The following is a 24,219-nucleotide window of genomic DNA, read 5'->3' as shown; positions in this document are numbered from 1 at the left end:
ATTGCTTTTTATTAAATAAAGCCAAATGATAAACTACTTATTCTTCTTCAGGGTTATAAGTAATCGCTTTATTGGCAATTGCATATGAAAATCCTTTGGTTGCCGTTAAGTGGCGTAAAGCTTTTTGCTTCAACTTTATATCAGTAATAGGTTCGTCACCAAATTTCCTTATTTTTAACGCTAACGCCTTATCAAAATAGTCATCTTCTGAGGTTTCAAGTTCATTTATACACTCATTAATGGTTGTTGATTGAAAACCCTTAGCATAAAGTTTCTCTTTTATTTTATTTGGACCTATTTTACTTTCGGCAAGACTAAGCGTTAGTCTTTTGGCATAACGGGCATCATCTATAATTTCATGCTCAATTAAATAATCTAGGGCAGTTTGGTTATATTGAGTATCATCTTTGAACAATAAATTGGCTTTTTGCAATAAAGACTTTGCTGAGTAATCACCGTATCTCTCGATCATCCACATCATGTATGATTGAACACGTTTGTAAGAAATTTCTTGGGGCTTGGTACTTTTTTTAGTTTTGTACATACGATCACTTTTATTAAGGAACGTATAACCGTTCAACATGAGTGTAAATATCCCAAATATGGATGTTGTTATTTAAGTACTAGATGAGCAAATTGGCCAAGCTACTTTAGCTAAATCTTACTGCACCTTCATCATTATAGTAACGCTTGACCTGCTTTAGGGTCAAACTTTACTGTTATCTCTTTGAGAAAATTATTGGTGATAAAGGGGGAAGTCTATCAGTCGATAAACTATTTTTACGCTTTATGTAAAGCGAACATTTAATTCAATGGTTAAATACGCTAACCGTTAGAACTTAAACCGATACTATAGTAATTAAACTTCCTAAATATTTAACACTATTCTCAGTCTATAGAGTATAATGAGAATCATTCTCAATTGCGTTATAGGGTTATTTATGACTTATTACTTTTCTCGTTATTCTCAAAATTTCATGACTTTTTCAATGCGCTCATTTAAGCGTATGTTTTTTCATGTTTTTTTTGTTATTGGTTATCTTATCTCAACGCAAACATCTGCAAGTATCCATACAGAAGGATTACGTCAACTTTTACAACTCACAGAATATATTAGTGTTGATTATACTTCTGCCATCACTGATGGCAAAATCGTTGATCAAGGTGAGTATCAAGAAATGCTTGATTTTTCCAACATTATTGCTGAAAGAGCGGCGAGAGAACCGAGTGAACAAGCCATGATCAGGTTATCGAAATCACTTCTCTATGCGGTACAAGCGAAAAAAACACTTGTCGAAATACAAGGGCTTACCAGTGAATTAAAAAACGTCTTGATAAAAAATTCTCCACAGTTATTGTTACCAACATCTTTAGTTTCACCATCGACAGTAAAACAATTATTTAAAAATAATTGTGCCAGTTGTCATGGCATAACAGGGAAAGGCGATGGCGAACTTGCAAGCCAACTAAGTCCACAACCCACTAACTTTAACGAAAGAACACGTGCTTTGGATCGTTCTATTTTAGGATTATATGATGTAATAACCGGTGGGCTTGACGACACTGCTATGCCTTCATTCAATAATTTAACGGCAAAACAACGTTGGTCGTTAGCACTTTATACGGGTAGTTTGGCTTTTGTTGCAGATGAAAAACAACAAAAAAACAATACGCTTGATCTTTCACTTGCTGAGCTTGTTCAGTATAGCCCTAACGAACTGTATAGGGCGAAAACTGATTTGGATAAAGGTGTTGTTGAACAGCTTAGGGCTAATCCTGAGGTGCTGTTTTCCACAACTAAAGCGCCATTAACTATCGCACGTGACCAACTTAAAAAGACACTGGCCGCTTTCAAGAATAATGACGTTATACTTGCTCAACAATTTGCGGTGAGTGCCTACTTAGATGGATTTGAGCTAGTTGAAAATAACCTCGACGCTTATGATAGTTCGTTACGCAAAGGGATTGAGTCTAACTTGTTAGGTTTGCGCAATGAAATTATCAATAATAAAGGCTCGGCTAACCTTGATGCGTCTGTTTCTGCAATTTTGCGGCAAATAGAACAAGCTGAATTTTTACTCAATGACTCATCCATATCAGACTCCGCTTTGTTTAGCGCCAGCTTTATCATTTTGTTACGAGAGGGCTTAGAGGCGCTATTGGTTGTGCTGGCACTTTTTACCATACTGGTACGATCTAATAAAAAAGAAGCGGTTAAATATCTTCACTTTGGCTGGGTAGCCGCCTTGATTGCGGGTGGGTTAACTTGGCTAGTGGCACAAAAACTAGTGACGATCAGCGGTGCTAGTCGCGAAACCATGGAAGGGGTTGCCGCGCTGTTAGCGGCGATTGTGCTATTTTATATTGGTTTTTGGATGCACAGTAAAACGCAAGCCGATCAATGGCAACGTTATGTTCAACAAAATATTAATAAAAGTTTAAAAGCCGGTACTTTATGGGGAATATCGGGCTTAGCATTTATTGCTGTTTATCGTGAGGTTTTTGAGACGGTACTTTTTTATCAATCACTGTTAACACAGACAAACTCTTCACAGCAACTTGTGCTCTTTAGTGGTTTTGGGGCAGCACTCGCTATGCTTGTTGTCGTGGCTTGGTTAATGATTAAATATTCTATTAAATTACCAATAGGGCGATTCTTCTCAATAACAACATATTTACTGTTAGCCTTGTCATTTATTTTAGCGGGTAAAGCGATAACAGCGCTGCAAGAAGCTGCGCTTATTAGCATTACGCGTTTCCCAATTGACTTTCATTTAGCGTGGTTAGGCATTAATTCGACTTGGCAAGGCATAGCGATGCAAGCTTTTATCTTGTTTTGTTCCAGTATGTTATTTTTTAAGCCTTGGTTGAAACAAAGACGAGCAGGGTAATATTCTTGTTGTAAAAACACTCTGAGTAATTAAGAAACAATAACGGCGATTGACTCTATATAAAATAAGGAAAAAGCATGAGATTTCATCAGATAAAAGAAATTTATCAACATATTAAAGATGTTAATCGAGAGTTTGAAACTTTCTGTCAACAACTTTTAAAAAAGACTAAAGATGAAAGGTTGCGGATGTTTATCCATTACCTTATTGATAAACAAGATGGGAATAACGACTATCTTGATACACTTATTAAGTCCGAATCTCATAAAGTTACTGATAGTTGGGTCGATGAAGACATTGAGCACGGACTTGCAAAAAAATTTATAGAATATAAACAACAAACAATCCTGAGCATCGATGAGATATTGGCTATAAATATTGAAATAATCGAGACAATAAATGATTGGTTATTATTAATAGTCGATCTCTCGACAAATCAAACGGTGAAAGAACATATACTCGACTTAATAGAGAGACAATCACAACAAAGTCATAAACTTGTTCACTCGGCTCATCGGATGGATGATATGTGATTTTTGGACTCGCTAAATGCTAACACCCCAAGAGTAAATAGACAAAGCAGCGAGGTGATAAATACTTATTGTACAAATGAAACAGACTCATAGTTCAAGGCCCTAAACTTGCCCTGAATATAAGCTAACGGTACCGAGGAGGTACTTATGAAAACCTTAACGACAGACGTAGTAATTATTGGCGCAGGCCCGGTCGGTTTGTTTCAAGTGTTTGAGCTTGGGTTACAAGGGTTAACATCCGTTGTTATCGACAGCTTGCCAGAAGTTGGCGGGCAATGCAGTGAACTCTATCCAGACAAACCTATCTATGATATTCCTGCTTTGCCTAATGCTAAGGCAAGTCAAGTTATAGACAATCTCTGTTTGCAGGCCGCTCCCTTTGATCCTACTTATTTATTAGGCGAGCGGGTCGAAGACATTAATAAATTATCGGATGTTTCTTTTTCGGTTACTACGCACAAAAACACCCTCATTCATTGTCGGGCGGTGATTATTGCTGCCGGTAATGGTGCCTTCTCACCCGTTAAATTAAAACTACCGTTAATCGATAAATTTGAAGATAAACAACTGTTTTACCGAATCAATAACATAGAACACTTTAAAGATAAAAACGTCGTTGTGCTAGGCGGTGGAGATGCTGCACTTGATTGGAGTTTGAGCCTACAAAAAATAGCTAATAGTGTGCTACTTATTCATCGTAGTACCAAATTTAAAGCCGCTACAAGTAGCGTTAATGAAATGTTCGCTTTGTGCGAGCAACTAAAAATGCAGTTTTTATGCGGGCAAGTGAGCGACTTTCAACAAGAAGATAATAAGCTAACTGGCCTGACGATCAGTTCAAAAGATGGTATTAAACGGAGAGTGGAACTTGATGAGCTTGTTATTTTTTTTGGTATGTCACCTAAAATTGGCCCAATAGAAAACTGGCAACTTGCCATGCACCAACACCAGATAAAAGTAGATACACAATCTTTTCAAACCTCAGTGCGTGGTATTTATGCGGTTGGCGATATCAATTATTACCCAGGTAAACGAAAGTTGATTTTAAGTGGTTTCCACGAAACGGCCTTAGCAGCCTTTTCGATTGCTGAAACTGTTTTAGAAAAAGACCGTATTCCAACGCTATACACGACAACGAGTCCGGTAGTACATCAAAGAATGGGGGTAACACATTCACTCGAAAGCCTGTTGGATGATTGATGGCTAAAACAGGCAAGTAATTCTTACTACTTTCCTTTTGTTGTTGTCTCTTTATCTGTGCCATAGGACTGGACAGGTTTAGGTGGAAAGTATGTAAGATAATAGCGGCAAACTTAACCGCTACTATCTTATGCTATGGCTTAACCTTTACAGTCCTGTTAGGTCATTTAATAAAAGCTGAAAATTACAGTAGCTGTTCAGCCAAATAATCTACCAGCAGCCTTATTTTAGGTGATAAATGGCGATTTTGAGGGTAAATTGCCCATATTCCTTCGTCAGGTGCACGGTAATTATCTAATAGGGTCACCAGTTCACCACTTTCTATATGTTGTTGAACATAATAATCGGGTAACTGAACTATCCCTAAGCCCTTTAGCGCGGCGTCCATCAAACTGTAACCATTGTTGTATCGTAATCTACCTGTTACGCGGATACTTTTCTCTCGGCCAGACTCTCTAAAATGCCAGTAGTCTAATGTACCCAACAAACAACTATGTTTATTAAGCTCTGAAAGAGAATGAGGTACTCCCTGTTTTTCTAGGTATTGTGGCGATGCACAAAGGTAGTTTGTTCTTTTGCCAAGCTTTTTTGCCATCATGGTCGAGTCACTTAACTTACCAAGACGAATCGCTAGGTCATAGCCTTCTTCAACAATGTCAATTTGACGGTTACTTAAATAAGCCGACACTTCTACATCGCTATATTGCTTTATGAAATCATTGACGAGCGGTAGTATTTGCTTTTCACCATAGGCAACGGGCGCTGTTAACTTAATTTTACCTTGTGGTTTAGACTGCAAATTTGTAATAGCCCGCTCAGCAGCATCGAGACCGTCGAGAACACTGCGACAATGTTGATAAAAAACCCGACCTTCTTCGGTTAATGATACTTTGCGGGTCGTTCGATAAAATAATTTGATATTAAGGCGTTTTTCTAACGCACTTATCTGACGGCTAACCTGTGCGGTAGATATTGCCATTTTTTTTGAAGCGAGTGTAAAACTCTCATTTTCCGCAACGTAAACAAATTCGCTGATGCCATCCCACTGCATGATTGTTACCTATATGTATAAGTTATTTACCAAATTAGCATATTATCATTTATATAGAAATAATTATAATAACCGCTATCAAGACAAGCATATTGTGATTTAGCCACAGGAGTGACTTATTTAAAATTGTGTCATTCCTGTGGCAGCAACAGTTCGTGTAACAGTATAGGAAATAAAGATGAGTTGGTTATTCCTTTTTTTAGGTGTCGCTGCTGAAGCGATGTCTCATGTGGCGTTAAAAGAGACGGACGGTTTTAGTAAACCTCTGCCAAGTGCTTTAGTTTTACTTGGACACTTAGCTGCGTTTATTTTTTTAGGCCAAGCAATGAAGGGCATGCCGGTTGGTATTGTCCATGCATTATGGGCAGGGCTTGCCATTATAACGGTGACTTTATTGTCTGCTTTGATCTACCGTCAGCATCTTGATCTAACAACATGGCTTGGCATGGGGCTAGTTGCTGTTGGTATCGCTATGATAAACCTTGCCCAAGGACACAGTCATTAAGATGCGTAATGCAGAGCAATAATTTTTAACAAAAAAGACGCTTTAACTTTTTGGTAATAATGATCTTTAGATTGTTACCAGCTGGTAAAGGTGAATTTCGTATTAGGTGTATTATCATTTTTAAGCGAGTTGAGTAAACTAGCGTTATTGTAACAAATTCGACTAGATGCTAATCCCATTAACCTATCTATTAATTGAAAAGTGAGAATAATGATGTCAGATAAATTTATAAAATCGAAAGCGGCTATTGCTTGGGGCCCTAATCAGCCACTATCTATCGAAGAAGTTGATGTGATGTTACCTCGTAAAGGCGAGGTGTTAGTGAAAGTTATTGCTTCTGGTGTTTGTCATACCGATGCTTTTACTTTGTCTGGTGACGATCCAGAAGGTATTTTTCCGGTTATTTTAGGTCACGAAGGTGGGGGAATTGTTGAGCAAATTGGTGAAGGTGTCACCAGTGTTAACGTAGGCGATCATGTTATTCCATTATACACACCAGAATGTCGCGAATGTAAGTTCTGCTTGTCGGGTAAAACCAACCTTTGTCAAAAAATTCGTGAGACACAAGGTAAGGGCTTGATGCCAGATGGCACCACTCGTTTTTACAAAGACGGTCAGCCTATTTTTCATTATATGGGTTGTTCAACTTTTTCTGAATACACGGTGTTGCCAGAAATTTCATTAGCAAAAGTCAATAAAGAAGCGCCACTAGAAGAAGTTTGTTTATTAGGTTGTGGTGTTACAACAGGCATGGGTGCAGTAATGAATACGGCAAAAGTTGAAGAAGGTGCAACGGTTGCTATCTTTGGTCTTGGCGGTATTGGTTTGTCAGCAGTTATTGGCGCAACGATGGCGAAAGCGAGTCGTATTATTGCCATTGATATCAACGAAAGTAAATTCGAACTAGCGAAAAAATTAGGTGCTACCGATTTTATTAACCCCAAAGACTACGATAAGCCTATTCAAGATGTGATTGTTGAAATGACCGATGGCGGCGTTGATTATTCTTTTGAATGTATTGGTAATGTAAATTTAATGCGCTCTGCCTTAGAATGTTGTCATAAGGGGTGGGGAGAATCAGTGGTCATTGGCGTTGCGGGTGCCGGACAAGAAATATCAACTCGTCCATTCCAACTGGTGACTGGGCGAGTATGGCGTGGCTCTGCATTTGGCGGCGTTAAAGGTCGTACTGAATTACCCCATTACGTTGAGCGTTATTTAGCTGGAGAATTCAAATTAAGCGATTTTATTACTCATACTATGGGGCTTGAAGATATTAATGAAGCGTTTGAATTAATGCACAAAGGCGAAAGTATTCGCAGTGTTATTCATTTTGATAAATAGCGGCTGTTAATAACTAGCATTCATCTTAAGAAAGATATTAATCCACATTAATAGTATGGCGTTCCTCTTTTATCGTAGTCATTAGCAGAGGAACGTCTTGAGGTTACTCGATGACAATTGCTCCTTTAATTGAAAGTATCAGTATAAATAAAGTTTTTGGTGGCTGGCATAAGCAATATAGCCACCATTCCAAAACAGTAAACGCTGACATGCGCTTTGCTATTTATTTGCCTCCACAGGCAATTAATGGCAGAAAAGTGCCCGTGCTCTACTGGCTTTCGGGCCTAACCTGTTCCGATGAAAACTTTATGCAAAAAGCTGGTGCGTTGCGTATCGCTGCTGAACTAGGCATTGCTATTGTTTCTCCTGACACTAGCCCACGAGGTGAAGGTGTAGCTGATAATGATAGTTATGATTTAGGGCAGGGCGCAGGATTTTATGTTAATGCTAGCCAAGCACCTTGGAGTCGTCATTATCAGATGTATGATTACGTGGTTAATGAGCTACCAGTTATTATTGAAGCCGCATTTCCGGTGTCAAATAAACGCGCGATTAGTGGACATTCCATGGGTGGACACGGGGCATTAACCATTGGCTTATTGAACCCTGAACGTTATTGTTCAATGTCAGCATTTAGCCCGATCTGCAATCCAATTAACGCGCCTTGGGGCAAAAAAGCCTTTAGCGCCTACTTGGGGAAAGACCGAGCAACTTGGCAGCAGTATGATGCCAGTGAATTAATGGGTAAAGCAAGAAAGTTTATTCCTGCCAAAGTTGACCAAGGTGGCGCTGATGACTTTTTAAAAGAGCAATTAAAGCCAGAAACACTGGAGGCTGCAGCAAAAATGAATGATTATCCACTAGAGCTAACCATTCATGAAGGCTATGATCACAGCTACTATTTCATCTCATCATTTATTGAAGCGCATTTGCGTTTTCATGGTGAGCACTTAGATAGATAAAGATTAAGGAGCAATTGCCCTAACGGGTAAACCTTGTTATTGCCCTAACGGGTAAACCTTGTTATTGCCCTTAATCAGGCCCAAGTAATCTTGACCTCGGTGAAAAATGCCCTGTAAACTAGCCAAAAAAAACGGGTGTTTTGTCGTCTAATACCCGCCAATTTTATACCATCAAATACGAGGGTAGGTATACGACGAAAATGGTAACGCTTATTGGTTAACTGCCTAAATCTTGCTCTAAGCATCACAGACGATGTTAATGGAGTTAATTCAGCGAATAAATCATACGTTTATCAGTTATTCTTTTAACAAGCATCACCTCAACAGACAAGTATTGGTCTTGTACTCGTTAAATAATTAGTTGTATTTTAGTTACCGAACAGTAGGTAAATAAATGACCTATCTGTTATCATCGATATTATCAAAATTATCAAATGAAAAAGAGCTAAGATGTTGTATCGATTTATTATTGCCACGGCTTTAGTTTTCACAGGTGTCGCTTATAATGCCTATGCAGATAACATAAAAGCAGAGTTTAGTGGCTTTGCCTCCTTAGCGCTTAGTTACAGTGACAATGAAGATGTTGCTTTTAGTCCCAATTATCTGAATGTTGACGATAACGGCTGGTCAGCTACCCGTGACTCAATTTTAGGTGGACAAGCCAATATTACCTTAGCTAAAAACTGGGATTCTGTCGTACAATTTGTAGTTGAAGATCACGCCAATACCGAATTTGAAAACTACCTCGAATTAGCCTTTCTGCGTTACCGTCCTTCTCGTAATTGGGCTATTCGTGCGGGTAGATTAAATAGCGACCTTTATTTACTGTCTGAATATCCGCACGTGGGATACGCCTATTTATGGGTGCGTCCACCTCATGAGTATTACTCTTTTGCAAGTACAGCGGGGAAATTTGATGGCGTAGATATTGAATACAGCCAATCGATTAATGATGGTTTCTTACGGTTAAAACTGGCTGCGGGCAACACCACCGCGAAATTAAAAGCCAGTGGTGAAGACTTTTTTATTGATTTTGATAACTTAATGACTTTTAGCGCAACCTACGTACTTGATGCTTGGACCATGAGATTTTCTGTATCAAAAGCCAACGTGGGGGATTATAAATTTCAGGCATTAGATGAGTTTATTAATCTATTAAATTCTGTGCCAGCTCCGGTATGGCCACAAGCAGCGTCGTTATCAGCAAGCTTTGATACCAAAAATCAGACCATTGAATATGCTGCTTTAGGATTAACTTACGATAATGACAATTGGCTAATTCAATCTGAAATTGGTATTTCAAACTCTCCTTGGTTGGTTGCTTCCTCAAATATTAACGGCTACGTTAGTGTCGGTTATCGCTTAGATAAGGTAACTCTTTTTTCTAGTGTTTCTATTTCAGAGAATCGCAACGAGGTAACCACCGTCACTGCGCCACAATTTTTACCCGGTACGCCGATACAAGTCACCTTACCATTGCAGCAGTTAGCCCTTGCTTCAAAAGCGGCTGTTGACCGATTAGTGGTGCATCAACATTCAATTAATGTTGGCGCAAAATGGCAAGTATTAGACAATTTGATAGTAAAAACGCAAATAGATCACTTTGATATTCAACCCTTTGGTGGTGGATTATGGGGGATAAGTGATCCTAAAAATGTTGAAAAAGAGCATAAAGTTAATGTGTTTACTGTCAGTGCAAGTATGGTATTTTAACGATGAAAAATCCTCTATTATTAATGATTGGATTGGCCCTTTTTAACCTTGACGCTGTGAGTACAGAGTTTGTTGTTGTGGTAAATAAAGACAATGCGATTAATTCCTTATCTAAGCGTGAAGTTATTGATATTTACATGGGCCGTTATTTAACTTTTCCTGATGGTGAAATGGCGCAGCCACTAGATTTACCCTCTGAATCGTTATTGAAGAATGACTTTTATCTGCAATTAGTTAATAAAAATGAGCAAAAAATAAATGCTTATTGGGCAAGATTACTGTTCTCAGGGCGAGCTAAACCACCGATTTCAGCCATTTCAATTGAAGATGCTTTGAAGAAGTTAGACAGCTCACCATATTCTATTGGTTATATTCCTGTAAACCAGCTCACCGATGCTGTAAAAGTGGTTTATCGATTTAATGAAAATTAGTCAAAATCTTTATGTCAGAGTACCGCTGGCGATTGCTCTAGTTGCCGTGCTTGTTGCGTTGCTTTCATCAACGTTATCCTATTATATTGGCCTTCAAGAAAAGAAAGATACTAACTATCTACTGGTTAAACAATTAGCCCAAACGATGGCAAAAACCGCGACTATATCGGCTTATCTGAATGATGGTGAGCTCGGACAAGAAATTATCAGTGGTTTGTTCAGTAATGATTTAGTTCAAGGTGCTAGGCTCGACGGCGAAGGTGAAATGAGCATTTCCAGTGACGGCCTTAACGAGCAGCAAGACGGCATAGTGATCCCACTAATTCATCCTTTTATTGATGATGCGGTTGTCGGTACTCTTACGGTTTACCCAGACGATAAATATATTGAACAACAGGCACAAACTTCACTTAAAAAAGAAGTGGCATTGATATTAATACAATCCATCATCATTGCTTTTTTTGTTTCTTTGGTTGTGCACCGATGGCTAACTCGTCCTATTCAAAAGTTAACCGATAGTTTTGCTACTATCAATCCCAGCGTACCAAAAACAATGCGAATGTTATTGGTCAAGCAAGGTGAAAAAAATGAAATTGGTAAACTAACGCAAGGCATAAACTCCTTGATGCATGAGTTGCACCTTACCATTAGTAATGAACGAGCGTTGCGCGAAAAAACTCAAGAGTTAGAGAGTAAATTTAGGCTTATTTTTGAACAAGCGAGTGCAGGAATTTGTCTGCTCAATGAAAAAAACATTATCACGACCTTCAACCCAGCATTTTTACAATACCTGAGTGTTGCAGGACAGACCGACTTAGCCTCTTTACACTTTCCGACCTTATTAAATGATGTCGACAAATTAGAAAAGTTGTTATTGAGCATTCGCGCCGATAAGAATCGTCCACAAGTCACCCTAGATATAGAATGCCGCATTGGCAATAAAACGCTATGGTTGCACTGTTTATTTGCAAAATTAACGGAGCAGCGCAGCAACGAACGCAGTGGCGATCAAGGTAATTTAGTTGAAGTGATAATACATGACGTTACTGAACGAGCAGAACGGGAGTTTCAAACACGTTTTGAAGCGGATCATGACCCTTTAACCCATCTACTTAATCGACGCTCCGGCGATAAAAAATTAGATAACGCCTTACTTTATTGTTTAGAAAATCAACAAAACCTTGTGCTGATGATGATCGATTTAGATAAATTTAAACCGGTCAATGATACTTATGGTCATGAAGCGGGGGATAAGGTCTTAATAGCAACAGCAAAACGTCTTAAAGCACATTTTAACTTGGCGACAGACTTGTGTATTCGATGGGGGGGCGATGAATTTATTGTCGCTCGTCAGTTAATGAACGTTGACCAAGAGCTGATACTCGAACAAGCTAATAACATTATTGCAGAGATAGAGCAGTCCATTTATATTTCAAAAGACACGCAATGTCACATAGGTGCCAGTATTGGTATTGTGGTCGCGCCTAAAGACGGTAAGGTATTGGACGAATTGCTGGTCAAAGCAGACGATATGATGTACCAAGTTAAAGCATCTGGACGGGGTCAAGTCGCCTTTTATCAAAAACTATAATAAGCGTGCTATTGAATGTTTTATGGTGTTGGAGCGCTTTCGAGCTTGAAAAATCAGCAAATTATTTTAGAGGGTGTTCAAGATGATAGTGAACACCATTAATATTTATTATTGATCTTTGTTATTTTTGTGGAGAAACTAAGGGTAATTCTAAGGTAAAACTGGTGTTTTTTCCTAACTCACTCGTTACTCTAATTTTACCGCCCATTAAACTAACAACAATATTAAAGATGATGTTTAGGCCTAAACCTGACCCCCCTTCACCAAGCTTAGTAGTAAAAAATGGTTCAAAAATTTTGTCAATAAATTCATTGGGGATACCTTTACCATTGTCTTCTATTTTGATGAAAACGATTGAGTTGTGCTGATAAGCTGAAATAACAATAACGCCAGCATTTGTGCTATCAAAGCCGTGAATAATGGCGTTATTAAATAAATTGGTCATCACTTGTCCTAAAGGACCGGGGAAACTATCCATCTCAATGTTTTTATCGATTGAGCAGTCGAAAGTTATCCCCGTGTGTTTTATTTTATGGTGATGAATACGGATCACCTCGTCTACGACATCTGATAAGAAAAATAGACGCCTTGCCTCACTTGTTTGGTCGACAGCCACCTGTTTAAAACTTTGAATGAGGATCACCGCTCTGTCTAAAGAATTGAGTAAAACCACTAAGCATTCATTAACTTCTTTTTCGAAAACGACTAAATCAGAGCGTTTCACTTTTTTTTCTTTAAAAAGAATTGAAAATTTCTGAAAATTATCTTTAATCGTACTGCCTACAGTAACTGCTATGCCTAATGGGGTGTTAATTTCGTGAGAAACTCCCGCAACTAAAGAGCCTAAAGAGGTCAGTTTTTCAGTTTGAATTAGCTTGTTGTGTGCGTGAAATAATGACTCGAGCATAGTATTAAATGACTCAGCTAATTCGCTTATTTCATCTTTGCCTTCAATGTCTAGTTGATGTAGCAGATCACCTGAATTGGTGAGACTCGCTATATGGCACTGTATTTTAAGGAGTGGCTCTAATATTGTACTGATCAAAAGCCAACCAATAAATAAGCCGATGGTAATGATTATTGTGGTGACTAAAATAATAATAGAACGAGTATTCTGATGATGTTGATGATTACTATTATAAAGGGCTTGTGCTCCTGCAACATTAGTTTCTAGCATACCTGCCATATTTAATTGCATGTCATTAAAAAGCACGCCATATTCTTCATTTGCTAGTCTATCTGCTGCAATATCTTGGTTATTTTTACTTAAAATGATAATTCGCGCTGTTAACAATTCAAACGCTGTTAATTGTTTTTTGAACTTATAGAGTAATTTTGTTTCCTCACCACTGTCTAATGTTTGTTCAAACTTAGTGAGGGATCTGCGAAAGTTAGCTGAGGCATCACTGATTTTTTTTTCAGTATCCTTCATATATTCATCGTCAGGAGAAATGATATGACTTTTTATCAGAACAAATTGTTCATATAAATATTTTCGAGCGTCGGTAAGATTAACAAAGCTGACAAAATAATTATCATAAATATCTTGACCGTTTTTGTTAATGGTATTGGTTGAGTTCATTGCAATGAGCGAGATGATTAGAGGTAGTATAATAAAAATACTAATAGAAATAGGGATTTTACGTGAAATTTTCATGTTACGAAAAAGTTCGATCATCAATAATACTCTTTATAAATTTACACTGATCACTGTCTAGTTAATCAATAGATTAATAGTAATACTAATAAATATCAATTAAATAGCTTTTTTTAAGCAGATAATCTTTTGTTGTTCGTTTAAAGCTATCAGTGGTTAACACTAAGCGATGAAGTCTATTTTTAAAGCGTTAGTCAGGCTAATAAAGAAAAAACCTTATCGCTCATTATATTTTCATTAACGTTTTTTCTCTTAGACCCCAATAAATATTGATAGTATGAAAATCAATGTTATATTTAATCTTAACGCATTTAAGAACTTAACACGTTAATAAATTAATTTATCGACGTGTTAAGTTAACGATAAAAGCCTTTATAAGGCATGGCTTACTGGAGAAATCTTCAATGATACGAGATGATGTAACAAAATCATTATCAATGCTAACACCAGGCTCTCCAATTATTGTTGAAGTCTCAATTCCGGCCAGTAAAAAATTAAAATTTAAGAGTGTTTTTGTTGGTTTTTTACCTAAGCACTTTATGCTGATTCAATTACCTGATTTAAATCGTCATGCCGAGCTTGTTGGTAATCTTAATCAAGGCGTAGCCTGCACGGTTCGAAGCATCGTTGAAAAGCATGAAGGGGCGGTTGTTGCTTTCGTTAGCAGTATAGAGCGCACTATAACCGTTCCAGCAAAAATGATCGTCTTGAATATTCCACAGCAGGTTGCAGTGCGGCCGCTGCGAAAGGAAACCCGGATTGATACGCAATTAAATATTGAAGCTTCGGTCAATAATTCGATATTTAAAGGCATCATGGTTAATCTTTCACTAGAAGGTTGTTTATTAAGTGTTAAAAAGGAAGGAAAGGTTGTTATCAACAAAGACGACACCATTACCTTCGCTATAACTGATAAAGCATTAAGTGACATTACGTCAATAAAAGGTACTGTTTGTAATGTAAAATCATCTTTAACGATTGATTATTTTGGCGTCAAGTTTGAAGATGAATCTTATGATGTAATTAAAAACTTGCTAATGAAAGTGATGTTTTCAAATTAACCGACAGACTCTCAACATCAAGACTTCGCTTGATGTTGATTTTAAAACTGAGCAAAACATCAATAATAACGACGAAAAGTAAGGGGAAGGGCAAAAGGCAGCTAAAGTAAAATAAACACCTTTTAGGTTTTCTATTTTATTTTTAGTCTAGCCCATTGATATATTAATCTATTTCATAAGATGAAGTGTATCCAAAGCATATACAACAGTGTTAGATTATATTTACCTGAGCAGGGAAATTTATATACTCACTTATACTTTGATAAGAACGAGTGACCTATATTGCTAAGCAAGCATTATACTCTTACAGCGTTAGCATTAGATAGTTGAGTCAAGGAGTTATAGTGAAGCATAATATTATTTTATACACGACCGAACGTGAAGACAGCGAGCTATTAATTAAGGTGTTGATTGAACACTTTGATAAATTACTTGTGGTTACTGCTTTGCCTGAGCTTGAAAAACAGCTCAAAGATGAAACACCCAAAATAATCCTAATCGATGCAACCTCTTTTCAACGATCTTTAATGATCTATTACAGCTCGCTTAAATCAGTTTTAGTTGGACAAACGTGCGAACATTTCATTGTGTCTGTTGTTTCTGCAAGGGAAGAAAACGAAGCCTATGAAGCTTACGACAACGATATTATTGATGATTATATAATTACTAATCCACTTTATGAAAAAAAACGTGCGGTTGTTGTTTGTTCTCATTTACTGACTAAGCTTGGCGTTGGCCTCAAAAAAAATGCCGCTTTAGACTATATTTATAACAAAGAGTCATATGCAAAAGATATTAGAGAAACGGTATTACATGGCTTAGAGCTTAAAGAAAGACTTAGGCTGTCTTTTGAAGAGAGTATTACCGATGTTGAACACTCTATCAGTCAAGCAACCGAGCAAATTAAACTCAAGCACAATGTTAATATTAACCTTGATGTGGTAAAAAACATTTTAGCGTCGATACGTTCAAATGAAATTCGACCCAGACTGGTGGAACTGCAAAGTAAAGCATTAGACTTGCTCAGCGGATTAATCAGTGATGTAGAAAATATAGCGCAAGAAAGTAATGACACGGTTCAGTCTGACAAAAGTGGACAAGCCCATCCGCCAACTTCTTTTAACAAGCTTTATAATGCAAGCAACGCAGATGTGATAAAAGAATTAGATAAGGTGCAAGAGGATAATAAATCAGCCGCTATTAATATTCTACTGGTGGAAGATGATCCCATCAGCATACATTTAACCAATACGTTGCTGCACAAATATAAACTCAACGTTCAAACCGCTAGTACCGGAAGAACAGCGTTGATTTGCCTTAATAATATACGTTTCGATATCGTTTTACTTGATGTGAGTTTACCCGATACCAATGGTTTATATATTTTAGGACAAATGAAACAAGGCAGTGGAAAAAATATTGATACACCATTAATCATGTTAACCGGTAATAAAAACAAGCAAATAGTAAAAAAAGCGATTGAATTAGGTGCAAAAGGTTATCTCATTAAACCGTTAACGCAGGGCGTTGTCGCTAAGCTATTTAAGGAAAATAACATTCCTTTAATTGAAAAAAGATAAATAATCGCGATCTTCAGTTAACGGATAATGCCATGAGAAACGGCCAAGTTTTCCATCAATTAATATTTCAAACAATAAGAAAATGTAGTGACTTATTATTGATAAAATCGTTTGTAACATGAATTTTAGTTAGTAATAATCTCTTACAAACTTTACAGCATCACTTAAAATTTTGCTGATATCTCGTCAGATACTCGAATAAATTCAGCATAAAGGTTATGGCTTAACGCTATAATCTCTGGTGCATTTTCTTCTTTAGCCAGTTGTTCCAATTGCTCGCAATAATGGCCTAATAATATCGCTCCGGCGCTGCGAGTCGACGATTTAAGCTTGTGCGCCAGTTCGGCAACACTGTGCCAATCTTTATCGGTAATGTGCACGGCTAATTCAGCTAATAATGGTTTACTATGTTGTTGATAAAAGTGTAAAAAGCTCTGTTGTGCTTCTTTATCATCGCCAAAACATTCAATTAATGCTGAGATATTGATTGCCGGCTGCTCTAACATTTCAGCGACTTGCTCATTGGTCAATTCAGCTGGTGAGTCTATTTTAAATTCATCTTCGAGTTCTTCCTCGATTAACCATTTACCCAGTAAAGCCTTTAAACTATCTAGTTTCATCGGTTTGGTGACGTAATCGTTCATGCCAAGCTTAATACAGTGTTCGGCTTCATTTCGCATAGCGTTAGCGGTGATTGCAATTATAGGTATTTGTGTGGTTCCGCTTTGTTCATTCTCTCGTACTTTTTGGGCAAACTCGAAACCATCCATTATTGGCATTTGACAATCAGTCATGATCAGGGCAAAAGAATATTGTGTCATTTTAGCCAATGCTTCCTCGCCATGGTTAGCAATGATGACAGCATAACCAAATAGATTTAGTTGGCGCTCCAATACCTGTTGGTTAAATACATTATCTTCAACAATTAAAATTAGCTTATTGCTGGCTTGTGCTTCAATAATACTCGGTATCGACAACGTCTTAATATCGTGTTTTTGACAACTGATTAGTGGATTTTTTTGCTCCATAATACGGGCAATGGTGAAGTATATTTTTTGTGGTAAAAATGGATTACTGGCTATTGTTGTCGCGTGTTCTGGGTAAAGTGGTAAGTCAAAGTCATGCCATCTTTCAAGAATAAGTATATTAATATCCTCATCACTATTATTGGGTAACTGCGCTTTAACTTCTGGCCAAAGGCTAATAACTTGTTCCGCTGAAATAATAATAAGATCGTAATTTTCAATAGCAATAAGTTTACTTAATTTTGTTGGCGAACTTGGGGCTAAATGACAATGTGCGCCAAGCTCTATTAAACCTTTCTGCAAAATACTATCGGTAATACCATCGTGAGCAATAAGTAAAATATTTAAATGGTAGAGTTTAACGTTTAGGGTCGATGTCTGTTTTTTTTCAGTTGCTACTAAGGGTAAATCGACATGGAATTCTGTGCCATCACCTATGATGCTCTGACAACTTATTTCTCCTCCCATCATAGTGGTTAGCTTTGAGCAAATAGATAAACCAAGACCGGTGCCGCCAAATTGACGATGAGTGCTACTGTCTGCTTGCGTAAAAGCATCAAATAAATGTATTTGTTGATCATCACTAATACCAATGCCGTTATCTTTAACGGTTAATCGAAATAATTTTTTGTCTTGGCTATTATCTAAATAATCAAGTTTAACCTCAATAAGACTTTGCTGTTGATCATTGCTGTGAGTAAATTTAATCGCATTGCCCAATAAATTAAACACAATTTGCCGTAACCTGATGGGGTCGCCTAGCATTGGCTCAGTCATGTGATGATTAGATGAACAAACCAGCAATAATTTTTTGCTTTGTAATTGCGAAGAAAGTAGCTCTGCAGCCCCCTCTATAATTTCTGTCCAGGTAAATGGAATTGACTCTAGGGTCATCTTTCCCGCTTCTATTTTTGAAAAGTCGAGCACGTCATTAATGATTTGTAATAACGCCCATGCTGAATCTTTGGCAACGTTTGCTAAGTGGTATTGATCATCATCTAGTTCTGATTGCTGCAATAGCTCTAACATACCGACAACACCATTCATCGGTGTTCTAATTTCATGGCTCATCGTCGCTAAAAATTGCGATTTAGAGTCGCTTGCCGCTTCCGCTGTTAAACGTGCTTGTTCTAATTCTTGTTGAGATTCTTTTAAGTCAGCTAATGTTTTTTCTGTTCTGTTACGTTGGTATTTAACATCAAGCAAGACATTAAGTGTTGCTTGACGAGACTGCTCTTTTTCAGCATCGAGTATTTCACGCTCTATTTCATTTTGCTTAATGTTGGTTATATCTCTGACGATACCTAACATGCTTACCGGTTCACCATGTTCATCGCGGGTAACCTCCGTTGATGTATTGATATACCTTAATTGCTTATCGGCTAATATTATTCGACATTCATAGTTATAAACTTCTAACTTATTTAAGGCTTTGAGTTGGTGTATTCTAAATTGATAACGGTCTTCTGGATGAACTAGGTTTACAATGAGTTCTGAGTTCAGTGGCGTAGAGTTCTTCTCAATACCTATTAATTCATGCATGCCATCTGACCAGTAAATAGCATCGTTTTTAAGATCTTTTTCCCAACAACCTAAATGGGCAATACGTTCAGCTTCTTTTAAAAACAACTGCTGTTTTAATAGCTTATCTTCATTGGCTTTTTGCCTTGTTATATCTTGATTTATTGCGAGAAAATGATCTACTTTACCGTTACGATCTCTGATCGGGGTAATGTCGGTAGTGCCCCAATAACAGCTGCCGTCTTTTTTCTTGTTGTATAACTGGCCGCTCCAGTGTTGGCTTTCAATAATTTTTTGCCAGAGCTGCTGATATTTCTCAGTGTTTTTGTGGCCAGAATCTAGAATATTGGCATTTTTACCTAAAACGTCTGTTTTTGAATAACCAGTTGTTTCGCTAAAGGCTTTATTGACATAAACAATTCTACCATTCAAGTTTGTGATCAATATAGCTGAATGACTTTGCTCAACGGCACTTTCCAGTACCAGTAGCCTGCCTTCTAATTGTTGTATTGTGCTTAGATCAGAGATAATGGCGGTAAAAATATTATCTTGGGATGTTTTGTGACTGCTTATCGCCACACGGGCTGAAAACTCCCGGCTATCACCCGCTTTAGCCTGCATAATTCTGAAGCTGTCGCATGCACTGCTATCATTTGTTATATGTTGGATCCATTTCTGTAGATGTTTTTTTTCATTTTGCATAAAAAACTCATTGAAAAACATCGCTTCTGCGCCTTTTCTATCAACGAGAAAAAGTAAGCCAGCGACTTTATTAAAGCGTAATATTTCTCCTTTTTTGTTGAAGGAAATAATAGCATCAGGCGCATTATTGAGCATAGAGTAAAGGTATTGCTCTGAATTGAAGATGACAGCGGCGCTACGTTTTTGCCAATAAAAAGCAATGGCTAAGATAAACAGGCTCATTAACGCCGTTTGAAATAGCTGCCAGAACAAGCCATAAACTATTTTCTGTTGAGATTGCAATACATCGACTTCACTAACTTCTGCGCCGATACCTAAACCTAAAGCACTATTCCATAACCAAGCGCCTAATACCGGTTCGCCACGATAATTTAGATAGCTTTTTTCACTGAAGCCCGCTTGGCCTTTTAATGCGGACTGAGCCAATTTAGTATAAATGAGGGGTTGTGTTTGATTATTTGCGCTAGTCGTTGATTTAGCTGGGAGCGTTAATGATATCGCTAAGATACTAGATTGCTCTTTCGTCAGTAGCCCCGCAGACCTTAGCTCTGGCTCAAATTGACTGGTTGTTAGTAAGCGCGCTTTGCTATCAAAGAAGTAAGTTTGTTCTGACTTCCAGAGACTGTGCTGCTGTACTGTTGTAGAAAAAGCGCCAAACGGATTTAAACGGATGGCGAGCGCTGCAATGACCTGTTGATCATTATCAAGTATTGGCGCAACAATGAAGGTTGTTGGATATTTTTGCTGTAATTTTCCCTGAGGGTTAATTAAAGGAATTTCAGATAAAAGTGGTGGAATAAAAACAAGTTGTTCAGTAAAAACTTCAGCAAGCCTTTGTGGGTATTGTTTAGCGATGATGTTTTGTTGACCAATTAAGCCAGCAGTCTTGGCACTGAGATTATTATAGTCAGGGGAAATAACATAAAACCCTTCGTTTTGCTCAGCGAGAAGATAAGGTTGTAGAAAAGCCGTCAAACTTTCACTGGCTTTTGCCATAGCTATTGAATCGCCACTCGCCTGGGCGGTAACTAACTGTTTGACTTGTTTGACAACAATAGGTGAGGTTGACCAAGCTTTTACCTTACTAAAATGAGATTTTATCCAGCCATTTTCTAATAAGTTATTACTGACTTTTACTCTTGCTGTTAAAATTTCTATTGCTTGGGTTTTTAGGGTGCTTTCAACTTTATTTAGGCTGTACCAACCTATTATTGTCGAGCCAATTAAAAAAAGCACTACGACAGCAGCAATGAGATACAGAGGCGATTTATATAAGTTTGCGTATCGTGACATAATTATTTAATCCATTCTTATAATTTTTATTTTGGCAGTCTATAACCCAGGATACTTTCTTTTCGATATTGAGCCTTGTTAGCGCTTATGTCACTTATGTTGTGATACTCGTCTAAGGCCGTTTATTTTTATCGATTGTCATCTTGTTATTTATTTATTAATGAAACGGTTAATGTATGTTAACCTTTTCATTAATAAACAATATTCTATCGTTCACCCTATAACTATAGAATATTTTAAGATAAATAGATGCCAGAAATTAAAATTATTACTGATAACTTCTCTACGATAAAATACTAGTAAAAGAGGGTTGTTGGAATGCTGCAGTGGTTCTGTTTGGAAATGTGTTTACACATTTTAGTCTTAATAATACAATTAAATTTCAATTAACTCCCAGGTGGAAGAGCGTATCTTTATTACATCAAAAATTCGATTGTTGCTCAATGAACGTGTTATGGGTTTTTTAGCACTTGTTTCTCTTTTTATTGCTCTCGCGCCAACGGTCGTGGCAAGTAATACTACCTTTTCTCAAGCTCAGGTTTTTATAGAATGGGGTATTCTGGTGCTATTTATTGTTGAATACGGAGTTAATTTTATTTTTGCATCAAGTCGTCGTATTTTTGTGCTGAATCCGTGGCGTATCTTAGACTTATTTATTATCTGTACGGGCTTGCTGTCCGTGATACCTATGGCAAATGAACATTTGCGCAGTATTCCCGCGTTAAGGTTACTGAAATTTATTCGAATGGCTTTATTTGGTTTTCGGATGAAGTTTGCGATGTCGCTCGATAACAGTAAAATTTCGCTGGTGTTATCGCCTCCAGTGCAATCTTTTAAAGCATATTCGTTAGTGGATAAAAACATTTGTGGTTACACTGAATTAACTTGGGGTAGCGTTGTGCAACGATTAAAGTCATCAAGTAATGACTGGTTATTTGCTATAGGACTTAATTCTGAGCAATTGACCGAGGTCGCAGACATACTTCAAGCCCCTAAATCAGCACTCGACATGCTCTTTAAGCATTCATTATATCCACGTATAGAGCGTATGGATGAATACACGGCTATTTTCCTTTGGAGTCCAAAAGTGGTAAAACTGTCGGATGATAGTGTGCCAACCATAGAACGTAGTCCTATTCTTTTATTGGGCGCTAACAACAACATTATTACCTTGTCTGGGACAGAGTCATCGCTAGTAAATGAAATTACACTGAATTTAACTGAGGTCGGTATTCCTGCACCACCACTGATGCAAACGACAAGTGCGCTTATTCGCGTACTAATAGCACAGTACACCGATGTTATTAGCACTTTAGAGCAAACACTTTTATACCTAGATAAGCATCAAAAACAATTAGGTGACAAAAGCTTTTTAGACCAAACCTTTCGACTACGTAATGAAATTACCAATGTTAGAGGTAACCTTAAACATTTTGCGTCAGTGGTTCATCAACTCGCTGAAAAGCCTCTTGCTATTAAAAGTTTTGAGGTTATGCCTCGACCTATTCTTACGGTACTAGCCGATGACGTTGATGGTTTATTTGATAGTGCTGATGACTTATTGACAACACTGGCCGCGTTAGTTGAATTGCGCATTAACATTTCTTCATTTCAAATGAACAAGGTCATGCGATTACTGGCCGTCATCACAACGATCACTTTAATCCCTACTATGGTTGGTGGTTTAATGGGGATGAATTTAATTGACAGTCCTTGGCATTTTACCTTATCTGAGATCACTTTCTTTGTTGGCGTGGCGATGTCTTGTGGTATTTATATTTTTGCCAGTAAAGGCTGGTTTCGTTGATTGATGAAAAAAGTTTCATCATTATTACGCTAGCGTATACACTTAAATTTATTGACAAAAATAGTTAAGTTATCAGCCTAATTAGGCTATCAACTATAAAACTGATTATCTATAGGGGCTAAGCATCAAACAACTGCCAGAAATTCAACAACGAATTGATATGGACCTACGACGTCGTTCGATGACGGGCATCGTTGTTTATGCGGTGATGTTGCCTGCTGTTTTCTGGCCATTTGACTTCCACACCGAAGAGCCCACTTTAAGTTTAGCCTTCGCTGTTATTATGCTTACTATTAGTGTTGTACGCCTTGCACATTGGTTTTTTAGCGACGCTATCTATAATTATTCTCCTAACTTGTGGCGTAATGGTTTCACTATTTTATCACTATTACATGCAAGTGTATTAAGCCTATTCTTTGGCTTAGCGATATATGACCCGCGTTTTACCCCTATTTTACATGTTACTATGCTCGCTATTGGTGGTATTGCCAGTAGTGCAATTGTTGCACTGACACCAAGGATATCACTGGCATTATTGAATCTAGGGATGCTTTTAGTACCTTCAATAATTGCGGGTTTTATTATTGATAATAAATTGCCCTATGCGCTTATGATCCTCGTCTATGTGGTATTTATTGGCTTAATGGGCGTACGCTCCTCACGGGAATACAATCGTTCTTTTGAAATTGAAACCCAACTCGATGGACAGAAAAAAATCCTAGAACAACTTAACAAAGTTGATGTACTCACTAATATTTATAATAGGGGATATTTCAATAGTGAATTTGAACGCCAATGGCAAATGGGTAGCCGCCATAAAATTTCAACAGCATTGATGCTAATAGATGTTGACCACTTCAAGGTATTTAATGATCACCATGGACATTTATGTGGTGATGCCTGCCTTATTCATGTCGCTAATCTGATGAAGCGACATATTAAGCGGACAACAGATCTTGTTGCACGCTTTGGTGGTGAAGAGTTTGTGGTGTTACTTTCAGGGTATAGCGGCAAAGATGCAATAACGCTTGCAGAAAAAATTCGACTCTCAATCGAAAGTACGCCGTTTAATTACGAAGGTAATGAACTGTATGTGACGATAAGTATTGGCGTCGCCTCTACTATTCCAGACAGCCAAAGTGATAAAAAAATCCTTTTAGAAGCAGCAGATAAGGCCATGTATAACGCAAAAAGGGCGGGGAGAAACCAAGTGTTTTCAACCATTGAATTGTTGAACTAAGCCATTACAGGCGAGTATAGCCAATTTTTAATCGCTTGCTTTGAGTAATAGCTACCTTCTGATAGTACAATTAATCTTGTCTCTGATAATCGAGTTGTACTAAGAAAAGCGA

General features: G+C 37.6%; 17 protein-coding genes. 13 read left to right on the top strand and 4 right to left on the bottom strand.

Annotated elements, in window-relative coordinates:
• Positions 1-37: 37 nt before the first annotated feature.
• Entirely contained in the window at positions 38-544 is a 507-nt protein-coding gene (locus tag ESZ26_RS02010) for a regulatory protein RecX (protein ID WP_146797184.1), read from the bottom strand.
• Between the two features lie 397 nt (positions 545-941).
• Between ESZ26_RS02010 and ESZ26_RS02005 the strand changes: the two genes are divergently transcribed.
• The 3 genes from ESZ26_RS02005 to ESZ26_RS01995 all read left to right on the top strand — a co-directional run bounded on the left by ESZ26_RS02005 (position 942) and on the right by ESZ26_RS01995 (position 4,624).
• Positions 942-2,891 (top strand): cytochrome c/FTR1 family iron permease, encoded by a 1,950-nt coding sequence (locus ESZ26_RS02005; RefSeq protein WP_211361194.1) that lies wholly within the window; start codon positions 942-944, stop codon positions 2,889-2,891.
• Between the two features lie 77 nt (positions 2,892-2,968).
• Positions 2,969-3,424 (top strand): hypothetical protein, encoded by a 456-nt coding sequence (locus ESZ26_RS02000; RefSeq protein ID WP_146797186.1) that lies wholly within the window; start codon positions 2,969-2,971, stop codon positions 3,422-3,424.
• 147 nt (positions 3,425-3,571) lie between these two features.
• Complete coding sequence (locus tag ESZ26_RS01995) at positions 3,572-4,624, top strand: NAD(P)/FAD-dependent oxidoreductase (RefSeq protein WP_146797188.1); 1,053 nt, start codon at positions 3,572-3,574, stop codon at positions 4,622-4,624.
• 184 nt (positions 4,625-4,808) lie between these two features.
• Here ESZ26_RS01995 and ESZ26_RS01990 read toward each other — a convergent pair whose 3' ends face one another.
• Positions 4,809-5,675: a LysR family transcriptional regulator gene (locus ESZ26_RS01990; protein WP_146797191.1), complete on the bottom strand. Its 867-nt coding sequence runs from the start codon at positions 5,673-5,675 to the stop codon at positions 4,809-4,811.
• Positions 5,676-5,853: 178 nt separating this feature from the next.
• Here ESZ26_RS01990 and ESZ26_RS01985 point away from each other — a divergent pair, with 178 nt between their 5' ends.
• The 6 genes from ESZ26_RS01985 (at position 5,854) to ESZ26_RS01960 (ending at position 12,221) form a co-directional block, all read left to right on the top strand.
• Entirely contained in the window at positions 5,854-6,180 is a 327-nt protein-coding gene (locus ESZ26_RS01985; RefSeq protein WP_146797193.1) for a DMT family transporter, read from the top strand.
• A gap of 213 nt (positions 6,181-6,393) precedes the next feature.
• The gene (locus ESZ26_RS01980; protein ID WP_146797196.1) at positions 6,394-7,524 is read left to right on the top strand and encodes an S-(hydroxymethyl)glutathione dehydrogenase/class III alcohol dehydrogenase; all 1,131 of its coding nucleotides are present in this window, start codon (positions 6,394-6,396) and stop codon (positions 7,522-7,524) included.
• 110 nt (positions 7,525-7,634) lie between these two features.
• Entirely contained in the window at positions 7,635-8,486 is an 852-nt protein-coding gene (gene fghA, locus ESZ26_RS01975) for an S-formylglutathione hydrolase (protein ID WP_146797198.1), read from the top strand.
• Positions 8,487-8,936: 450 nt separating this feature from the next.
• Entirely contained in the window at positions 8,937-10,199 is a 1,263-nt protein-coding gene (locus ESZ26_RS01970) for a hypothetical protein (protein ID WP_146797201.1), read from the top strand.
• Between the two features lie 2 nt (positions 10,200-10,201).
• Positions 10,202-10,630 (top strand): type 2 periplasmic-binding domain-containing protein, encoded by a 429-nt coding sequence (locus tag ESZ26_RS01965; protein WP_223271547.1) that lies wholly within the window; start codon positions 10,202-10,204, stop codon positions 10,628-10,630.
• Positions 10,620-12,221 (top strand): sensor domain-containing diguanylate cyclase, encoded by a 1,602-nt coding sequence (locus ESZ26_RS01960; protein WP_146797203.1) that lies wholly within the window; start codon positions 10,620-10,622, stop codon positions 12,219-12,221. The genes ESZ26_RS01965 and ESZ26_RS01960 overlap by 11 nt, the downstream gene beginning before the upstream one ends.
• Before the next feature lie 121 nt (positions 12,222-12,342).
• Here ESZ26_RS01960 and ESZ26_RS01955 read toward each other — a convergent pair whose 3' ends face one another.
• Positions 12,343-13,899, bottom strand: coding sequence for an MCP four helix bundle domain-containing protein (locus ESZ26_RS01955; protein WP_146797206.1), 1,557 nt, complete (start codon positions 13,897-13,899; stop codon positions 12,343-12,345).
• A 383-nt stretch (positions 13,900-14,282) separates the two neighbouring features.
• Here ESZ26_RS01955 and ESZ26_RS01950 point away from each other — a divergent pair, with 383 nt between their 5' ends.
• Together ESZ26_RS01950 and ESZ26_RS01945 are read left to right on the top strand one after the other, a co-directional pair.
• On the top strand, positions 14,283-14,939 hold the full coding sequence (locus ESZ26_RS01950) for a PilZ domain-containing protein (RefSeq protein WP_146797208.1): 657 nt from the start codon (positions 14,283-14,285) through the stop codon (positions 14,937-14,939).
• Positions 14,940-15,283: 344 nt separating this feature from the next.
• The gene (locus tag ESZ26_RS01945) at positions 15,284-16,519 is read left to right on the top strand and encodes a response regulator (protein WP_146797211.1); all 1,236 of its coding nucleotides are present in this window, start codon (positions 15,284-15,286) and stop codon (positions 16,517-16,519) included.
• A gap of 164 nt (positions 16,520-16,683) precedes the next feature.
• On the opposite strand, the gene ESZ26_RS01940 is transcribed toward ESZ26_RS01945, so the two are convergent.
• The gene (locus ESZ26_RS01940; RefSeq protein WP_146797213.1) at positions 16,684-21,060 is read right to left on the bottom strand and encodes a PAS domain S-box protein; all 4,377 of its coding nucleotides are present in this window, start codon (positions 21,058-21,060) and stop codon (positions 16,684-16,686) included.
• A 454-nt stretch (positions 21,061-21,514) separates the two neighbouring features.
• Between ESZ26_RS01940 and ESZ26_RS01935 the strand changes: the two genes are divergently transcribed.
• A complete protein-coding gene (locus tag ESZ26_RS01935; protein WP_146797216.1) occupies positions 21,515-22,867 on the top strand; it encodes a CorA family divalent cation transporter in 1,353 nt (450 codons plus the stop codon).
• 160 nt (positions 22,868-23,027) lie between these two features.
• Positions 23,028-24,107: a GGDEF domain-containing protein gene (locus ESZ26_RS01930; RefSeq protein ID WP_146797218.1), complete on the top strand. Its 1,080-nt coding sequence runs from the start codon at positions 23,028-23,030 to the stop codon at positions 24,105-24,107.
• Positions 24,108-24,219: the final 112 nt, after the last annotated feature.

The sequence above is a fragment of the Colwellia hornerae genome (genome assembly GCF_007954355.1).
Classification (GTDB): Bacteria; Pseudomonadota; Gammaproteobacteria; order Enterobacterales; family Alteromonadaceae; genus Colwellia_A; species Colwellia_A hornerae.
This window is presented reverse-complemented; position numbering and strand designations above follow the sequence as displayed.

Bases quoted from the DNA above. Each gene is read 5' to 3' on its own strand.
- ESZ26_RS01985 (WP_146797193.1), top strand. From the start codon at position 5,854: ATGAGTTGGTTATTCCTTTTTTTAGGTGTCGCTGCTGAAGCGATGTCT.
- ESZ26_RS01980 (WP_146797196.1), top strand. From the start codon at position 6,394: ATGTCAGATAAATTTATAAAATCGAAAGCGGCTATTGCTTGGGGCCCT.
- ESZ26_RS02000 (WP_146797186.1), top strand. From the start codon at position 2,969: ATGAGATTTCATCAGATAAAAGAAATTTATCAACATATTAAAGATGTT.
- ESZ26_RS02010 (WP_146797184.1), bottom strand. From the start codon at position 544: ATGTACAAAACTAAAAAAAGTACCAAGCCCCAAGAAATTTCTTACAAA.
- ESZ26_RS01950 (WP_146797208.1), top strand. From the start codon at position 14,283: ATGATACGAGATGATGTAACAAAATCATTATCAATGCTAACACCAGGC.
- ESZ26_RS02005 (WP_211361194.1), top strand. From the start codon at position 942: ATGACTTATTACTTTTCTCGTTATTCTCAAAATTTCATGACTTTTTCA.
- ESZ26_RS01995 (WP_146797188.1), top strand. From the start codon at position 3,572: ATGAAAACCTTAACGACAGACGTAGTAATTATTGGCGCAGGCCCGGTC.
- ESZ26_RS01930 (WP_146797218.1), top strand. From the start codon at position 23,028: ATGGACCTACGACGTCGTTCGATGACGGGCATCGTTGTTTATGCGGTG.
- ESZ26_RS01970 (WP_146797201.1), top strand. From the start codon at position 8,937: ATGTTGTATCGATTTATTATTGCCACGGCTTTAGTTTTCACAGGTGTC.
- ESZ26_RS01940 (WP_146797213.1), bottom strand. From the start codon at position 21,060: ATGTCACGATACGCAAACTTATATAAATCGCCTCTGTATCTCATTGCT.
- ESZ26_RS01935 (WP_146797216.1), top strand. From the start codon at position 21,515: ATGGGTTTTTTAGCACTTGTTTCTCTTTTTATTGCTCTCGCGCCAACG.
- ESZ26_RS01955 (WP_146797206.1), bottom strand. From the start codon at position 13,899: ATGATCGAACTTTTTCGTAACATGAAAATTTCACGTAAAATCCCTATT.
- ESZ26_RS01960 (WP_146797203.1), top strand. From the start codon at position 10,620: ATGAAAATTAGTCAAAATCTTTATGTCAGAGTACCGCTGGCGATTGCT.
- fghA (WP_146797198.1), top strand. From the start codon at position 7,635: ATGACAATTGCTCCTTTAATTGAAAGTATCAGTATAAATAAAGTTTTT.
- ESZ26_RS01990 (WP_146797191.1), bottom strand. From the start codon at position 5,675: ATGCAGTGGGATGGCATCAGCGAATTTGTTTACGTTGCGGAAAATGAG.
- ESZ26_RS01965 (WP_223271547.1), top strand. From the start codon at position 10,202: ATGAAAAATCCTCTATTATTAATGATTGGATTGGCCCTTTTTAACCTT.